Origin of the sequence: Micrococcus sp. GbtcB5, assembly GCF_019091605.1 — a bacterium.
GTDB classification, from domain to species: Bacteria; Actinomycetota; Actinomycetes; order Actinomycetales; family Micrococcaceae; genus Micrococcus; species Micrococcus luteus.
The window spans coordinates 48,275-61,678 of record NZ_JAGXJK010000018.1 but is presented as its reverse complement, the minus strand read 5'-3'; the positions used below and the strand labels follow the sequence as shown (position 1 = coordinate 61,678).

Below are 13,404 nucleotides of genomic sequence, written 5' to 3'. Positions count from 1 at the left end.
CAAGCGCCGATGCCAGGTCCACACGGTCTGCCAGGGCCCGTAGACCTCGGGCAGATCCCTCCAAGCGATTCCGCACCGGTACCGGTAGATGATCGCCTCCACCATGGTGCGGGCGTCGGCGAACGGCCTGCCGGCGCGGCCGGTCCGGGTCGGGAGCATCGGGGCGATCAACTCCCATTGGGCGTCGGAGAGCATCTGGAACCGGGACATGTCCCCAGGGTCTCAGCTGACTCGTGCATCTATTCTCAGACACGCCCTAGCCCCGTACACCTCCGGCTCCGGAGAGGTGCGGGCTCGTGAAACTCACCGGCACCTGGATCGAGAAGGTCATCGGGTGGTCCCGTGTCGCAGCGACGCCAGCGGCCAGTGGCTGGGCGCCGGCGCCATCCAGCCCCGGCCTCAGCGGGCGTCCTCGCGCGCGGCGGGCGCGCCGTCGTCGTCCTGCTCCTCCGCCTGTTCCCCGCCCTGGAACTGGCTCCTGTACAGCCGGAAGTACGCGCCGCGAGCGGCCAGCAGCTGATCGTGCGAGCCCTGCTCCACGATGTCGCCGTCCTCCATCACGAGGATGACGTCCGCGTCCCGGATGGTGGAGAGGCGGTGGGCGATCACGAAGCTCGTGCGGTCCGAGCGCAGCGCCGCCATCGCGCCCTGGACCAGCACCTCGGTGCGGGTGTCCACGGAGGAGGTGGCCTCGTCCAGGATCAGGAGCGAGGGCTGGGCCAGGAACGCACGGGCGATGGTGATGAGCTGCCGCTCGCCCGCGGACACGTTGGCGGCGTCCTGCTCGATCACGGTGTCGTAGCCGTCGGGCAGGGTGTGCACGAAACGGTCCACGTAGGTGGCCTTCGCCGCCGCGACGACCTCCTCGTCCGTGGCGTCGAGTCGGCCGTAGCGGATGTTCTCCCGGATGGTCCCGCCGAAGAGCACGGCGTCCTGGAGCACCATGCCGGTGGCGGCGCGCAGCTCGCCGCGGCTGACCGTGCGGGTGTCCACGCCGTCCAGCAGGATCCGCCCGCCGTCCACCTCGTAGAACCGCATGATCAGGTTGACCAGGGTGGTCTTGCCGGCACCGGTCGGCCCGACGATCGCGACCGTCTGCCCCGGCTCCGCCACGAAGTTCAGGTCCGTGATGAGCGGCTTCTCCGGCGTGTAGGAGAAGCGCACATGCTCGAACTCCACGCGACCGCGCAGCGGGCGCGGGAGGTGGGCGACGCCGTCGGGCCCGGGGATGGCGGAGGGCGCCGTTTCCCGAACGAAAGCGCTCTCGGAGGGCGCCGTTTCCCAAACGAAAGTGCCGTCGGGGGTGCGGGCGGGGGTGCCGTCGGGGGTCTCCTCCGGCTCGTCGAGGAGCTCGAAGATGCGCTCGGCCGACGCCACGCCGGAGATCAGCATGTTGGACATGCCGGCGATCTGCCCAAGCGGCTGGTTGAACTCGCGCGAGTACTGGATGAACGCGGTCACGGCGCCGAGGGTCATCTGCCCGTTGGCCACGCGCAGGCCGCCGACCACCGCGATGCCCACGTAGCCCAGCCAGTTCACCCACTGCATGATCGGCATGATCATCCCCGAGTAGAACTGCGCCGTGAACGCGGCCTCGTACAGCTCCTCGTTGCGCTCGTCGAAGCGCGCGGCCATGTCCCGCTGACGGCCGAACACGGTCACCAGCTCGTGCCCCGTGAACGACTCCTCGATGTGCCCGTTGAGCCGGCCCGTCTCCCGCCACTGCGCGGAGAAGAGCGCCTGGGACTTCTTGCCGATCACGCCCACCACCACACCGGCCACCGGCAGGGCGACCAGGGCGATGAGCGCGAGCTGCCAGGACAGCCAGAACATCATGCCGACGATGCCGATCACGGTCAGCGCCGAGTACACGAGCGAGGCGAACGCCTGCTGGAGGGCCTGCTGGACGTTGTCCACGTCGTTGGTGGTGCGGGAGAGCAGGTCGCCGCGCTGCCCGCGGTCGAAGTGGCTCAGCGGCAGCCGGTTGATCTTGGCCTCGATGTCCTCGCGCAGGCGGAACACGAGGCGCATCACGAGGTCGTTGAGCACGCGGCCCTGCAGCCACATGAACAGCTGGGCCACGAGGTACATGGCCAGCACGATCAGGATCAGCCGGCCCAGCTCGGTGAAGTCGATCCCCTCGCCCGGTGTGAACGCCATGCCGGAGAGCATCTCCGCGGCCTGGTCCTCGCCCTGGGCGCGCAGCCCGTCGATGACCTGCTCGCGGCTCAGCCCGCCGGGCATCTGCGCGGAGACCACGCCGCCGAAGATCACGTCCATCGCCCGGCCGAGCACGCGCGGCGCCCACACGTTGAACACCACGGCCACCAGCACCATGACGGCGACGACGGCCAGCCCCAGCTTCTCCGTGCGGAACAGGCTCATGAGCCGCTTCGCGGACGGCCAGAACGCCTTGGCCTTGCGGGCCGGCCCGCCGCCCCAGTCGTCGGTGGCGCCCTGCTCCTGGATCTCGAGGATCTCCTCGTCCGTCAGGTGCTCGCTCATGCCACGTCCTCCGCGGTCAGCTGGGAGTCCACGATCTCCCGGTAGGTCTGGTTGTCCGCCAGCAGCTCGGCGTGGGTGCCGCGGCCGACCACGCGGCCCTCGTCCAGCACGATGATCTGGTCGGCGTCGGTGATGGTGGCCACCCGCTGGGCGACGACGATCCGGGTCACCCCGGCCGCCGCGCGGTCGAGCGCCGCCCGCAGCCGCGCGTCGGTGGTGACGTCCAGGGCGGAGAACGAGTCGTCGAACACGAGGATCCGCGGCTCGGCCACGAGGGCACGCGCGATGGACAGGCGCTGGCGCTGGCCACCGGAGACGTCCGTGCCGCCCTGGGACAGCCGCGAGTCCAGACCGGAGGCGGCCGCCTCTCCCTTGCCGGTGGTGCGGGCGCGCACGAAGTCGGCGGCCTGGGCCGTCTCGAGGGCCGCCCAGATGCGCTCGTCCGAGGCGTCCGGGGCCCCGAACTGCATGTTCTCCCGCACGGTGCCCGAGAACAGGTACGGCTTCTGCGGCACGAGGGCCACGGCCTCGGTCAGCTCGGCCCGGGCCAGGTCGGTCACCGGCACGCCGTCCACGAGCACCTCGCCGGACGTCGCGTCGTACAGCCGCGGCAGCAGACTGATCAGCGTGGACTTGCCGGAGCCGGTCGAGCCGATGATCGCCGTCGTGGTGCCGGGGGCGACGGCGAAGCTCACGTCGTCGAGCACCGGCGCCTCGGCGCCGGGGTACTGGAAGGTGACGTGGCGCAGCTCCACGGCGCCGTCGCGACGCGCGGGGGTCACCGGGCGGACCGGCTCACCGAGCGTGGGGACGGTGTCCAGGACCTCGCCGATGCGGCCCGCGGAGATCACGGCGCGCGGGAGCATCATCATCATGAAGGTGCCCATCATCACCGCCATGAGGATCTGCAGCAGGTACTGCATGAACGCGGTGAGCGCGCCGACCTGCACGAGCCCCGCGTCCACGCGCTCGCCGCCGAACCACAGGACGGCGGCGGTGGCGAGGTGGAGGATCATCGTGATGACCGGGCCGAGCAGCACGAACAGCCGGCCGATCCGCACGGAGGTCTCCGTCAGGGCGGCGTTGGCGTCCGTGAACCGGCGTGTCTCGTGGCGCTCGCGCACGAACGCGCGGACCACGCGGATGCCCTGGATCTGCTCGCGCAGCACGCCGTTGACGTCGTCGATGTTGTCCTGCATCCGCTGGAACAGCGGCATGAGACGGGCGACGATCCACGCCACGATCACCAGCAGCACCGGCACGGAGACCCACACGAGCCAGGACAGGCCCGGGTCCTCGCGGATGGCCATGATGATGCCGCCGACCGCCATGATCGGCACGGCCACCATGAAGTTCAGGGCCATGAGGGTGAGCATCTGCACCTGGTTGACGTCGTTGGTGCCGCGCGTGATGAGGGTCGCGGCGCCGAAGCGGCCGAGCTCCTCCGCGGAGAACGCGTCCACGCGGGTGTAGACGGCGCGGCGCAGGTCCCGGCCGACGCCCATCGAGGCCTTCGCCCCGAACCACACGGCGGCGATCGCGGCGACCACCTGCACCAGCGCGACGCCGAGCATCACGAGGCCGATGTCCCAGATGCGGGCGGTGTCGCCGCGGGCTACGCCCTCGTCGATGATGCGGGCATTGAGGCTGGGCAGGTACAGCATGGCCAGCGTGCTGATCAGCTGCAGCACGACGACGGCCGCGACGGCGCCGCGATAGCGCCGGCCGTGACGGCGGAGCAGGGTCCAGAGCATGGGGCTCCCAGGGAGTCGGGATGGGCGCGCGGCCGCGTGGGCTGCAGTGAGGTGGGCCGAAGGGGGCCGGGCTCATTGTGCCCCAGCCGCGGGAGGGCGCGGGCAGCAGCCGTCGTCGAGGGGACGCGGGCGCACCCCGGACAGCCGGCTGCCGAACCACCCGCTGGCGGACCCGTACGAGGACTGAGCGACGCCAGACGGGGGGCGTGAGCCAGACGTTTCCGCGGCTGAGGGTCCCTCAGAACAGCACGAACATCTGGCTCACGCCCCCGGAACGCCTGGCTCAGCGCCCGAAGAGCCTCGCGAAGAACCTTGCGGCCCCGGCACGGCCCGCGCGGGCTGCGTCGCGCTCGGCATCAGGGTGACGGCCATCGCACCACTGCGCCGCGGGGACGACGGCCTTGAGGGACTCGACGTGCCGGCCGCATCCGGCCCAGGTGGCCCTGCGGCAGACGGGTCAGCGCGCCGGACGGCACATGAGGGATCCTTTCGGCGAGGGGGCTTCGGGGTGGCCGGTCAGGCCAGGGTCATGAAGAGCTTCTCGAGCTCGGCGACGGTGAGCTTCTCCTCGTCCTCCGCCTTCTCGGGGTCGGCGAGGCAATACTGCATGGCGGATGAGACGACCGCGAAGCCGGCGCGATCCAGCGCGGTGGAGACGGCGGAGAGCTGCGTGACCACGTCCTTGCAGCGACCCTCGCCCTCGACCTCGCGGATGACGGCGTCCAGCTGGCCGCGGGCCCGCTTGAGGCGGTTGAGGATCTTGCGCTGGGTCTCGGCGTCGGCGGTGCGCACGGCGACCTCCTTTGTCACGGTGGCGGGGAGGGGAATCATATCCCCAGGGGTATCCGGCGACGTCGCCGGATGTCACACGAGGAGACCGATGAGCTCCCGGACGAGGATCACCAGGCCCATGGCCAGCACGAACCAGCCGAAGCCCTTCTTCAGCGCCTTCTCCGGGACCCGCTTCATGAGCGGAACGCCGATCAGCGCACCGACCACGGCCACACCGGTGACCCACAGCAGCAGGTCCCACGGCAGCGTCACGCTGGTCAGGTAGCCGCCGAGGCCCGCGAAGGACTTCATGGCGATCACCAGCAGGGACGTGCCCACCGCAGCGGACATCGGCAGGCCGCCGAGCAGGACCAGCGCAGGGACCACGAGGAACCCGCCGCCGGCGCCGACGATGCCCGTGACGAAGCCGACGACGACGCCCTCCAGCAGGATCTTCCCGAGCGGGTGGCGGCGGGGCTCGACGTCAGCCGAGGCCTCCACTGAGGGGGCGGCCGCCGGCTGCGTCTTCTTGGGCCGGATCATGGCCCACGCCGTGAAGAGCATCATCACCGCGAAGGCGATCAGCAGCAGGGTCCCCGGCAGGAAGCCGCCGACGACGCCGCCCAGGAGGGCACCCACCATCGAGGCCGCGCCGAAGATCAGGCCGGTGCGCCACCGGACGGTGCCGTGCCGCGAGTGCAGCAGCACTGAGACCAGCGAGGTCACACCCACCACGAACAGGGAGCCCGCGATGGCCTGCTTCGGCTCGAGGCCGGCCACGTACGTCAGCAGGGGCACCATCAGGATCGACCCGCCGCCACCCATGAGGCCGAGCAGCAGGCCGACCACGAGGGCCAGGGCGAGGACGATCCACATCACGGGTCAGCTCCGCTTCCCCGCGCCGGTGGGGATGCGGCCGATCACGTCGCCCGCGGAGCGCTCCTGCGCGGGGCGGTTCCACGGCATCTTGGCCAGCACGGACGCCATGGCGCACGTGTTGGACACGGCGGAGAAGGACAGGCCCGCGCCGATCGCGGCGGGGATGAGGCCGAACCGCTTCGAGCCGACCTGGGAGGCCACGGCCCCGACCAGCGCGATGGACCCGGCGGTCATGCGGACCTGACGGTCCATGGACCAGCGGTTGCCGCTGCGGACGACCTCGCCGCCGGCCTCGGCGTAGGCGGAGATGCCGCCCTGCAGGACGCGCGCGGAGGTGAAGCCGGCCTGGGCCAGACGGTCCTGGGCGGTGCCGGCCCGGCTGCCGGACTGGCAGACGAGCACCGCGGTGCCGTCCAGGCGGGCGGCGACCTCGTCCGCGTGCTCCTGGAGCAGGTCCAGCGGCACGTTGTAGGAGCCGGCGATGTGCTCGGTCTCGAACTCGCCGGGGGTGCGCACGTCCAGCACGACGGCGTCGGGGCGGGCGGCCAGCTCGGCCTTCAGGTCGCGCGGGGCGACGGGGGACAGGGTGACGCTCATGGGAGGGGCTCCTCGGGGTTGGTCTGGGGGTGTGTCAGGACTGCTGCCAGGCGGCGTAGCTGCCCTCGAGCTCGATCACGTCGAACCCGGCGCGGCGCAGCGCCTGGGCGGCCACGATGTTGCGCAGGCCGGACTGGCAGAAGGTCACCAGGGTCTTGTCCTTCGGCAGCTCCTCCTGGTGGAAGAGCACCTTGCCGGCGTTCAGCTGCCGGGCGTCCGCCACGGTGCCGTGGGAGAACTCGGTCTTGTTGCGCACGTCCACCAGCACGGTGTCCTGCTCCGCGCCGACCTCGCCGGCCTCGATGCGGGACCGCAGCTCGTCGGCCTGCACGGTGGGCACCGGCTCCAACGTGAGGCCGTCCACGGAGGTGGTGAACGCGGCGGCGGCGTCGACGCCCACGCGGATCATGTGGTCGCGCATCGTGTGCGCGTCCTCGCGGTCCTCGGCGAGCAGGACGAGGGCGGCGTCGTCGCTCTCCGGGTCGTAGGCCCAGCCGGCGTGCGTGGCGACCTTGCCGCGGGACGGAAAGGCCAGCGCGCCCGGCACGGTGCCGGCGAGGATCTCGTCCACACCGCGGGTGTCCGCGAACACGGCGCCCTCGGCGAGCGTCGCCTGCACGCCCCCGGCGTCCAGCTCCTCGAGCTCGGGCAGCTCGCCCAGGATGGCTGGCCCCTGCTTGTTCTGGCGCTTCATGCGGGCGAAGTAGGCGTGGGCGTCGGGCTGGCCGTCGAGCAGCTCGTCGATGAAGCCCTGCTCGTCGTCGTTCTTCAGGTAGTCGGACCACCACGCGTACTTGCGCTCGTAGCCGACCGTGGTGGAGGGCAGCGCGCCGAGTGCCTTGCCGCAGGCGGAGCCGGCGCCGTGGGCCGGGAACACCTGCACGTGGTCCGGGAGGGTCAGGAACTTCGCCTTGAGGGAGGCGAAGAGCTGCTGGGCGCCCTCGAAGCGGGTGTCGACGCCGCCGGCGGCCTCGTCCAGCAGGTCCGGGCGGCCGAGGTCGCCGGAGAACACGAAGTCGCCGGTGAGCATGTAGCCCGGGGCGTCCGCGAAGGCGCCGTCGGTGACGAGGAAGGACAGGTGCTCGGGGGTGTGGCCCGGGGTGTGCACGGCCTCGACGGTGATGTTGCCGAGCGTCACCGTGTCGCCGTCCTTGAGGAGGTTGCCCTCGAAGCCGTAGGCCCAGTCCTCGCCGCCCTCGCCGGACAGGTGGATCTGGGCGCCGGTGGCGTGGGCCAGCTCGCGGGTGCCGGAGAGGTAGTCCGCGTGGATGTGGGTCTCGGTCACGTGGGTGATGGTCATGCCGTTCTTGGCGGCCAGGTCCAGGTACACCTGGATGTCGCGGCGGGGGTCCACCACCATCGCCTCGTTCTTCGCCTGGCAGCCGATCACGTAGCTGGCCTGGGCGAGGTCCTCGTCGTAGATGCGCTCGAGCAGCATGGTTCTCCTCCGGGTCGGGGGGTCTCGATGTCCATCCGATACCCCCTGGGGTATGTCGAGAACGAGCGTAGGGTATACCCCCAGGGGTATGCAAGAGAGAGGGTGAGCCCGGGCGGCGACGGGAAGGGACGGCACGGTCGGGAGACGTCGCCAGGGGGCGTGAGCCAGATGATTCCGCTGCGGATCGGGCGTCAGAACGGCAGAAACGTCTGGCTCACGCGGCGGGGGGCGTGAGCCAGATGATTCCGCTGCGGATCGGGCGTCAGAACTGCAGAAACGTCTGGCTCGCGCGGCGGGGAGCGTGAGCCAGATGATTCCGCTGCGGATCGGGCGTCAGAACCGCAGAAACGTCTGGCTCAGCGCCCGGGCCCCTCAGAGCAGGGGACGCAGCGGGACCAGGAGGACCTCGACCACGCGGGCGAGGCGGTGACGGTCCTTCCAGCGCGGGGTGTCGATCCGGACGGCCCGCTGGGCGTCGAGAGCGAAGATCTCCTCCATCCGGGCGGCGAAGTCGCGGTCCACGACCACCACGTTGGACTCGTAGTTGAAGCCCAGGGAGAGGCGGTCGACGTTGGCCGAGCCCACGGTGGACCAGATGCCGTCCACGGTGGCGGTCTTCGCGTGGATCATGCTGGCCCTGTACAGCAGGATCGTGATGCCGGCCTCGAGCATCTTCCCGAAGAAGCCGCGCGAGGCCCAGTCCGCCACGATGTGGTTGGAGTCCTCCGGCACCATCACCTGCACGTCCACCCCCCGCCGGGCCGCGTGCAGCAGCGCCTCGAGGACCTGCTGGTCCGGGATGAAGTACGGCGTGTTGATGAGGATGCGGTGCTGCGCCCGCTGGATGGCGTCGAGGTAGCTCAGCCGGATCGGGTAGACCAGCAGCGGCGGTTGGTTCGCGGCCACGGTGATGCGCGGGTCCCACGTGTCCGGGGGGCGCCAGGACATCTGCTCGCCCGCGCGGTGGTGGGCGTTCCACTTGATGGAGATCGACTGGCCCAGCGCCCACACCGCCGGGCCGCGCTCACGCACGTGGGTGTCCCGCCACAGGCGGGCGTAGTCGTCGCCGATGTTGAAGCCGCCGGCGAAGCCGACCTCGTCGTCCACCACCATGATCTTCGAGTGGTTGAACCCGCTGTGCCGGACCACGCCTCGCCAGATCGGGCGGGCGAAGGCCGGCAGCCGGAACACGTGGATGCGCGGGTCCAGCTGACGGTAGAAGCGGGGCGGGACCACGAGGTTCCCGAACCCGTCGTAGGAGACGTAGACCTCCACGCCGCGCGCGGCCGCCCGGTTGAAGGCGTCCATGAACCGCTGGCCCGTGGGGTCGTCCTTCCAGATGAAGGTCTCGAACTTGATGATCCGCTGCGCTCCGTCGATCGCGGCGATCATCTCCTTGTAGAGGTCCTCACCCGAGGTGAAGATGCGCAGCTCGGAGCCCTCCACGTGGGCGTCAAACACGCCGGGGTTCGGCGCGGGTCGGCGCACTCGGCCGCCGCGCTTGACCATGTCCACGCCGGTGAGCCCGGCGGCGACCGTCAGCGGCAGTCCCACGAGACCGACGCCCGCGGCCACGGCCGCTCCCCGGAGGAGACGACGGACCGGCAGGCGGGACAGGGACGGCAGGGACGGTCGACGCATTCGCTCAGTCTACTCAGGGCCCCGTCAGCGCGGATCGGTCGAGCGGCGCATCTCGGTCCAGGCCGCGCTCACCTCGGAGCGCATGCGCACGAGTTCGATCGCCGTCTCCTGCAGCCTCCGGGCGCTCTCGCTCTCGGGGATGTACTGCCGCACCCGCTGGGCCTGGTCCTCCGCGGAGACGTCCACCATGACGGCGATCGAGTGTGCCACCAGGCGGGACTCCGCCCCGGTGCGTCGGCTCGCGTAGACGCGCAGCGCCACATGCATGGACCGCTCCGTGGTGTTCACCAGGAGGGCCTCCACGCGCACGAGGTCGCCCACGTGGATGTTCCGCACGAAGCGCACACCGCCGCCGAACACCGCGACCACGGATTCATGTCCGGTCCAGCGGGCGGCGCAGACGGCGGCCGCCTCGTCCACCCAGCGCAGGATCGCGCCCGCATTGATGGTGCCGCCCACGGTGGCCTCCGCGTTGGGGGCCAGGAACGCGAGGGTGCTCATCTCCTCGGGGGCCTCCCCGGGCGCGGGGAACGGCAGTCGGGCCATGCCACGCTCGACGGCGCGGCGGGCCACGGTGGAGCGGCGGGCCTGTTCGTCGCGCTCGATCTGGCCGGGGGTCGAGGGCTCCCAGACCGGCACGGTCACGCGCACCCCGTCCTCCTCCGCGGCGTAGACCACGAGGGACGAGGTGGCGACCACGGGGTCGCCGTCGTCGTCGCGGATCTCCGGCAGCAGCAGGCGGGTCTGGACGTGCACCTCGGCGCCGTCCGTGTGGACCACGCGCGCCTGCACCACGGCACGGCGGTCCACCGGCACGGGGTGGCGGAACTGGGTGTGCCCCATGTAGCGGGCACGCACGAACGTCCCGGCCCAGCTCGCCGCGACGGCGTAGCCGGCCTTCTCGATCCAGGAGATGACGGTGCCGGCGTCCACCAGGCCGGTGGGATGGTCGAAGCTGTCCGCCCGGAATTCAAGGGCGAGGGCTCCGGGTGGTCTCATGCCGTCGAACGTATCACCCGAGTCCGGGCCCTGTGCGGCCGGTCACGCCCCGTCCAGGAGTCTGCGGGGAACCTCTCGGCCGCGCCCCAAGCGGGTCCGTGCACGGGGGACAATGGACCCATGACCGCCTTCGACCGTCTCCCCCTGCCCGCGGAGCCCCAGACCCCGCACGACCGCCTGCGCCGCCGCACCGAGGCCGCCGTCGCCGAGCGCGGGGAGGCCGCCGTCGCCGGGCTGGCGGTGCGCCTGATGACCGGCGCGGCCACTCCCGATGACGTCACCTCGGGCGCCGCCCGCGCCCTCACCGGCGACGACGGCGACCTCAGCCCCGCCGCGACCGGCGCCCTGGCCCTGATGCACGCGTGGCACCGCAGCGCGCTGCCCGCCCTGACCGGGGCGCTCACCGCTCCCGAGGCGGACGTCCGCTCGGCGGCCCACCTCGTGCTCGCCTCCCGCGCCGGCTCGCTGCGCCGCGACGCCGCCGTCGACCGCACCCTCGTGGACGCGGTGCGGGCCGGCTGTGCCGACCCGGACCCGGAGGTCCGCGCGTCGGCCGCGTCCGCACTGGGTGCCCTCGCCCGCCCCGAGGACCTCGAGTCCGCCCTGCCCGTGCTCACCGGCATGGTGATGGACGTGGACGCGGACCTGGCCGCGGCCGCCGAGCTGGCCCTCGAGCAGCTCGCGATCCGCCTGGACCGGCCCGGCCTGCGGGTCAGCCTCGAGGGCTGAGGCGACGCCCGTGCAGTGCCCCCACTTCGACGTCGGCGAGTGCCGTTCCTGCCCACTGATGGGCGTGCCGTACGCCCGGCAGCTCGCGGACAAGCAGGCCGCGGTCCTGGCCGCGCTGGCGGACGCGCTCGATGCGGACACGGTCGTGGCCGAGCCGTTCGCCTCCGCGGAGGCCGGGTTCCGGAACAAGGCGAAGCTCGTGGTCACGGGGTCGGCGGCGGCGCCGCGGCTGGGCATCCTGGACCCGCGGCAGCACCCCCGCCATCACGACGGCGCCGGCGTGGACCTGCGCGACTGCGGCCTGTACGAGGCCGGCATGGAGGGCGTGTTCGAGGCGTGCGCGGCGGCGGTGACGGCGGCCGGGCTGGAGCCCTACGACGTCGCCGCCCGCACGGGCGAGCTGAAGAACGTGATCGTGACGCTCTCCCCCGACCGGGAGGCGATGGTCCGGTTCGTGCTGCGCTCCGCCGACCGGCTGGACGCGCTGCGCGCGGCGGTGCCGGGGCTGCTGGATGACCTCGCGGCGCGCGGGACACCCGCCGCCGTGGTGAGCGCGAACCTGCTGCCCGAGCACGTGGCCCTGCCCGAGGGCGACGAGGAGATCGTGCTCGCCGGCGGGCCGACCCTGCGGATGGAACTGAACGGGATCGGCCTGCGGCTGCGCCCGCAGGGGTTCTTCCAGACGAACACCGCGGTGACCGAGGGGCTGTACGCGACGGCGGCGGCGTGGGTCGCCGAGGGCGGTGTGCCGGCGTCGGCGTGGGACCTGTACTGCGGGGTGGGCGGGTTCGCGTTCCACCTGGCCCGGGCCGGCGTGCGGGACGTGTGGGGCATGGAGTCCTCCGCCGAGGCGGTGGCCGCGGCCCGGGAGACGGCCGCGGAGCTCGGCCTGGCCGACCGGGCGCGCTTCTCCGCCGGCGACGCCACCTCCGCGCTTTCGTTCGAGAAACGGCGGGCTCCGGAGGCGCTTTCGTTCGAGAAACGGCGGTCCCGCCCGGACGCCGTCGTCGTGAATCCGCCGCGGCGGGGCATCGGCGCCGAGCTGGCCGACGCGCTGGAGGACTCGGGCGCGCCCACCGTGCTGTACTCGAGCTGCAACCCGACGACGCTGGCACAGGACCTGGCCCGGATGCCGAGCTATCGGGTGGCGCGGGTGCAGGTGTTCGACATGTTCCCGCAGACCCGGCACGCGGAGGTGCTCACACTGCTGACCCGGCGGTGACGGGGGCCGGGGCGCGTCACCGCGGGCTCCCCGCCCGACGGTTCCGCTTCTTCAACTCGACGAAGACCTGCAGCAGCGTCAGAGCCGACGGCGCGAGCGCGGGTTGCGTGAGCACGAGCGGTTGCGCACGGGTCAACCCGCCACCCTGCAACGGCCGTCCCGAGTCCCACCGGTTGGCCTTGCGCAGACCACCCTCGTTCCACAGCCGCTCGTCCACCTTGAGCGCCACCTTCATCGTGTGCTCCGACTCTGGCGCCACAGCACGGACTTCCTTCACGTCCGCCCAGTCCACGGACCAGTCCCGCGTCCACACCCGTCGCTCATCGAACGTGACATGCCGAGGCCGGAACAGACCCATCGTCGCGGAGGGAAGCACCGCCAACGCCAGCGCCAACCCGATGAACGACGCCACACGCCACACCCCGAACCCGGCCGAGACATCCTCCGGCGGCCGGAAGATCACCCACACGAACACCGCGATGCACACCACGACGATCAGCCACAGGAGCAACCACCGCGCCGGACGCACCCGCGCCTGCACCGGCAGACTCGCCAGGATCTCCTCCCGCGTCGCCTTCTTCCGCAACCGCGTCGGCTTCGCATCCATCACTTGCTCCTCATCCAGTTCATGAGCCCTTCGCCCCCCAGCCATCTCCGCCGAGTGTGTCCTGCTCGTTCCCGGGCCACGCTTCCGGCGCGCGGGGGGACGCACCTCCGCCCCCCGTCGGCACGACCCTATTCCCGGAACCCACCGCGCCGCAGCGACATCACCGCAGCTGAGAACCGCTGTGATGTCGCTGCGGTGCGGTCGGCCGGAACGACGGCGCGCTCGCTGCGGTGAACATCGCCGCGGCACTCCCCGTGCGGCC

12 protein-coding genes are annotated in these 13,404 nt (G+C 71.8%); 2 read left to right on the top strand and 10 right to left on the bottom strand.

The genetic code is table 11. The features are described from left to right. From KVS67_RS08250 to KVS67_RS08210, 9 genes are all read right to left on the bottom strand, one after another. Nucleotides 1–210, bottom strand: a 210-nt coding sequence (locus tag KVS67_RS08250) for a transposase (RefSeq protein ID WP_217565239.1), incomplete at its 3' end; no start/stop codon positions are given. Nucleotides 211–399: 189 nt separating this feature from the next. Next, on the bottom strand, nucleotides 400–2,505 hold the full coding sequence (locus KVS67_RS08245; protein WP_217565238.1) for an ABC transporter ATP-binding protein: 2,106 nt from the start codon (nucleotides 2,503–2,505) through the stop codon (nucleotides 400–402). After that, complete coding sequence (locus KVS67_RS08240) at nucleotides 2,502–4,259, bottom strand: ABC transporter ATP-binding protein (RefSeq protein ID WP_217565237.1); 1,758 nt, start codon at nucleotides 4,257–4,259, stop codon at nucleotides 2,502–2,504. Before KVS67_RS08240 ends, KVS67_RS08245 begins: the two co-directional genes overlap by 4 nt. Before the next feature lie 516 nt (nucleotides 4,260–4,775). Further along, the gene (locus KVS67_RS08235) at nucleotides 4,776–5,051 is read right to left on the bottom strand and encodes a metal-sensitive transcriptional regulator (RefSeq protein WP_044659303.1); all 276 of its coding nucleotides are present in this window, start codon (nucleotides 5,049–5,051) and stop codon (nucleotides 4,776–4,778) included. Nucleotides 5,052–5,123: 72 nt separating this feature from the next. Next, nucleotides 5,124–5,906 carry a sulfite exporter TauE/SafE family protein gene (locus KVS67_RS08230; RefSeq protein WP_080696032.1) on the bottom strand — a complete coding sequence of 261 codons (783 nt, stop codon included), beginning with the start codon at nucleotides 5,904–5,906 and terminating at the stop codon, nucleotides 5,124–5,126. Nucleotides 5,907–5,912: 6 nt separating this feature from the next. Then, on the bottom strand, nucleotides 5,913–6,506 hold the full coding sequence (locus KVS67_RS08225; protein ID WP_052007121.1) for a rhodanese-like domain-containing protein: 594 nt from the start codon (nucleotides 6,504–6,506) through the stop codon (nucleotides 5,913–5,915). 34 nt (nucleotides 6,507–6,540) lie between these two features. Further along, the gene (locus KVS67_RS08220; protein WP_036384546.1) at nucleotides 6,541–7,944 is read right to left on the bottom strand and encodes an MBL fold metallo-hydrolase; all 1,404 of its coding nucleotides are present in this window, start codon (nucleotides 7,942–7,944) and stop codon (nucleotides 6,541–6,543) included. 372 nt (nucleotides 7,945–8,316) lie between these two features. Beyond that, nucleotides 8,317–9,585 carry a phosphatidylserine/phosphatidylglycerophosphate/cardiolipin synthase family protein gene (locus KVS67_RS08215; protein ID WP_036384548.1) on the bottom strand — a complete coding sequence of 423 codons (1,269 nt, stop codon included), beginning with the start codon at nucleotides 9,583–9,585 and terminating at the stop codon, nucleotides 8,317–8,319. A 24-nt stretch (nucleotides 9,586–9,609) separates the two neighbouring features. Next, nucleotides 9,610–10,584, bottom strand: coding sequence for an acyl-CoA thioesterase (locus KVS67_RS08210; RefSeq protein ID WP_036384550.1), 975 nt, complete (start codon nucleotides 10,582–10,584; stop codon nucleotides 9,610–9,612). 120 nt (nucleotides 10,585–10,704) lie between these two features. Between KVS67_RS08210 and KVS67_RS08205 the strand changes: the two genes are divergently transcribed. Then, nucleotides 10,705–11,313 carry a HEAT repeat domain-containing protein gene (locus KVS67_RS08205; RefSeq protein WP_020628173.1) on the top strand — a complete coding sequence of 203 codons (609 nt, stop codon included), beginning with the start codon at nucleotides 10,705–10,707 and terminating at the stop codon, nucleotides 11,311–11,313. A 10-nt stretch (nucleotides 11,314–11,323) separates the two neighbouring features. Then, nucleotides 11,324–12,535 carry a 23S rRNA (uracil(747)-C(5))-methyltransferase RlmC gene (rlmC, locus tag KVS67_RS08200; RefSeq protein ID WP_101967480.1) on the top strand — a complete coding sequence of 404 codons (1,212 nt, stop codon included), beginning with the start codon at nucleotides 11,324–11,326 and terminating at the stop codon, nucleotides 12,533–12,535. A gap of 16 nt (nucleotides 12,536–12,551) precedes the next feature. Here rlmC and KVS67_RS08195 read toward each other — a convergent pair whose 3' ends face one another. Further along, entirely contained in the window at nucleotides 12,552–13,142 is a 591-nt protein-coding gene (locus KVS67_RS08195) for a hypothetical protein (RefSeq protein ID WP_063189420.1), read from the bottom strand. Nucleotides 13,143–13,404 lie beyond the last annotated feature (262 nt).

Excerpts from the sequence above, each read along its gene's own strand:
- KVS67_RS08230 (WP_080696032.1), bottom strand. The coding sequence starts at position 5,906 with ATGTGGATCGTCCTCGCCCTGGCCCTCGTGGTCGGCCTGCTGCTCGGC.
- KVS67_RS08245 (WP_217565238.1), bottom strand. The coding sequence starts at position 2,505 with ATGAGCGAGCACCTGACGGACGAGGAGATCCTCGAGATCCAGGAGCAG.
- KVS67_RS08205 (WP_020628173.1), top strand. The coding sequence starts at position 10,705 with ATGACCGCCTTCGACCGTCTCCCCCTGCCCGCGGAGCCCCAGACCCCG.
- KVS67_RS08225 (WP_052007121.1), bottom strand. The coding sequence starts at position 6,506 with ATGAGCGTCACCCTGTCCCCCGTCGCCCCGCGCGACCTGAAGGCCGAG.
- KVS67_RS08220 (WP_036384546.1), bottom strand. The coding sequence starts at position 7,944 with ATGCTGCTCGAGCGCATCTACGACGAGGACCTCGCCCAGGCCAGCTAC.
- KVS67_RS08210 (WP_036384550.1), bottom strand. The coding sequence starts at position 10,584 with ATGAGACCACCCGGAGCCCTCGCCCTTGAATTCCGGGCGGACAGCTTC.
- KVS67_RS08240 (WP_217565237.1), bottom strand. The coding sequence starts at position 4,259 with ATGCTCTGGACCCTGCTCCGCCGTCACGGCCGGCGCTATCGCGGCGCC.
- KVS67_RS08215 (WP_036384548.1), bottom strand. The coding sequence starts at position 9,585 with ATGCGTCGACCGTCCCTGCCGTCCCTGTCCCGCCTGCCGGTCCGTCGT.
- KVS67_RS08195 (WP_063189420.1), bottom strand. The coding sequence starts at position 13,142 with ATGGATGCGAAGCCGACGCGGTTGCGGAAGAAGGCGACGCGGGAGGAG.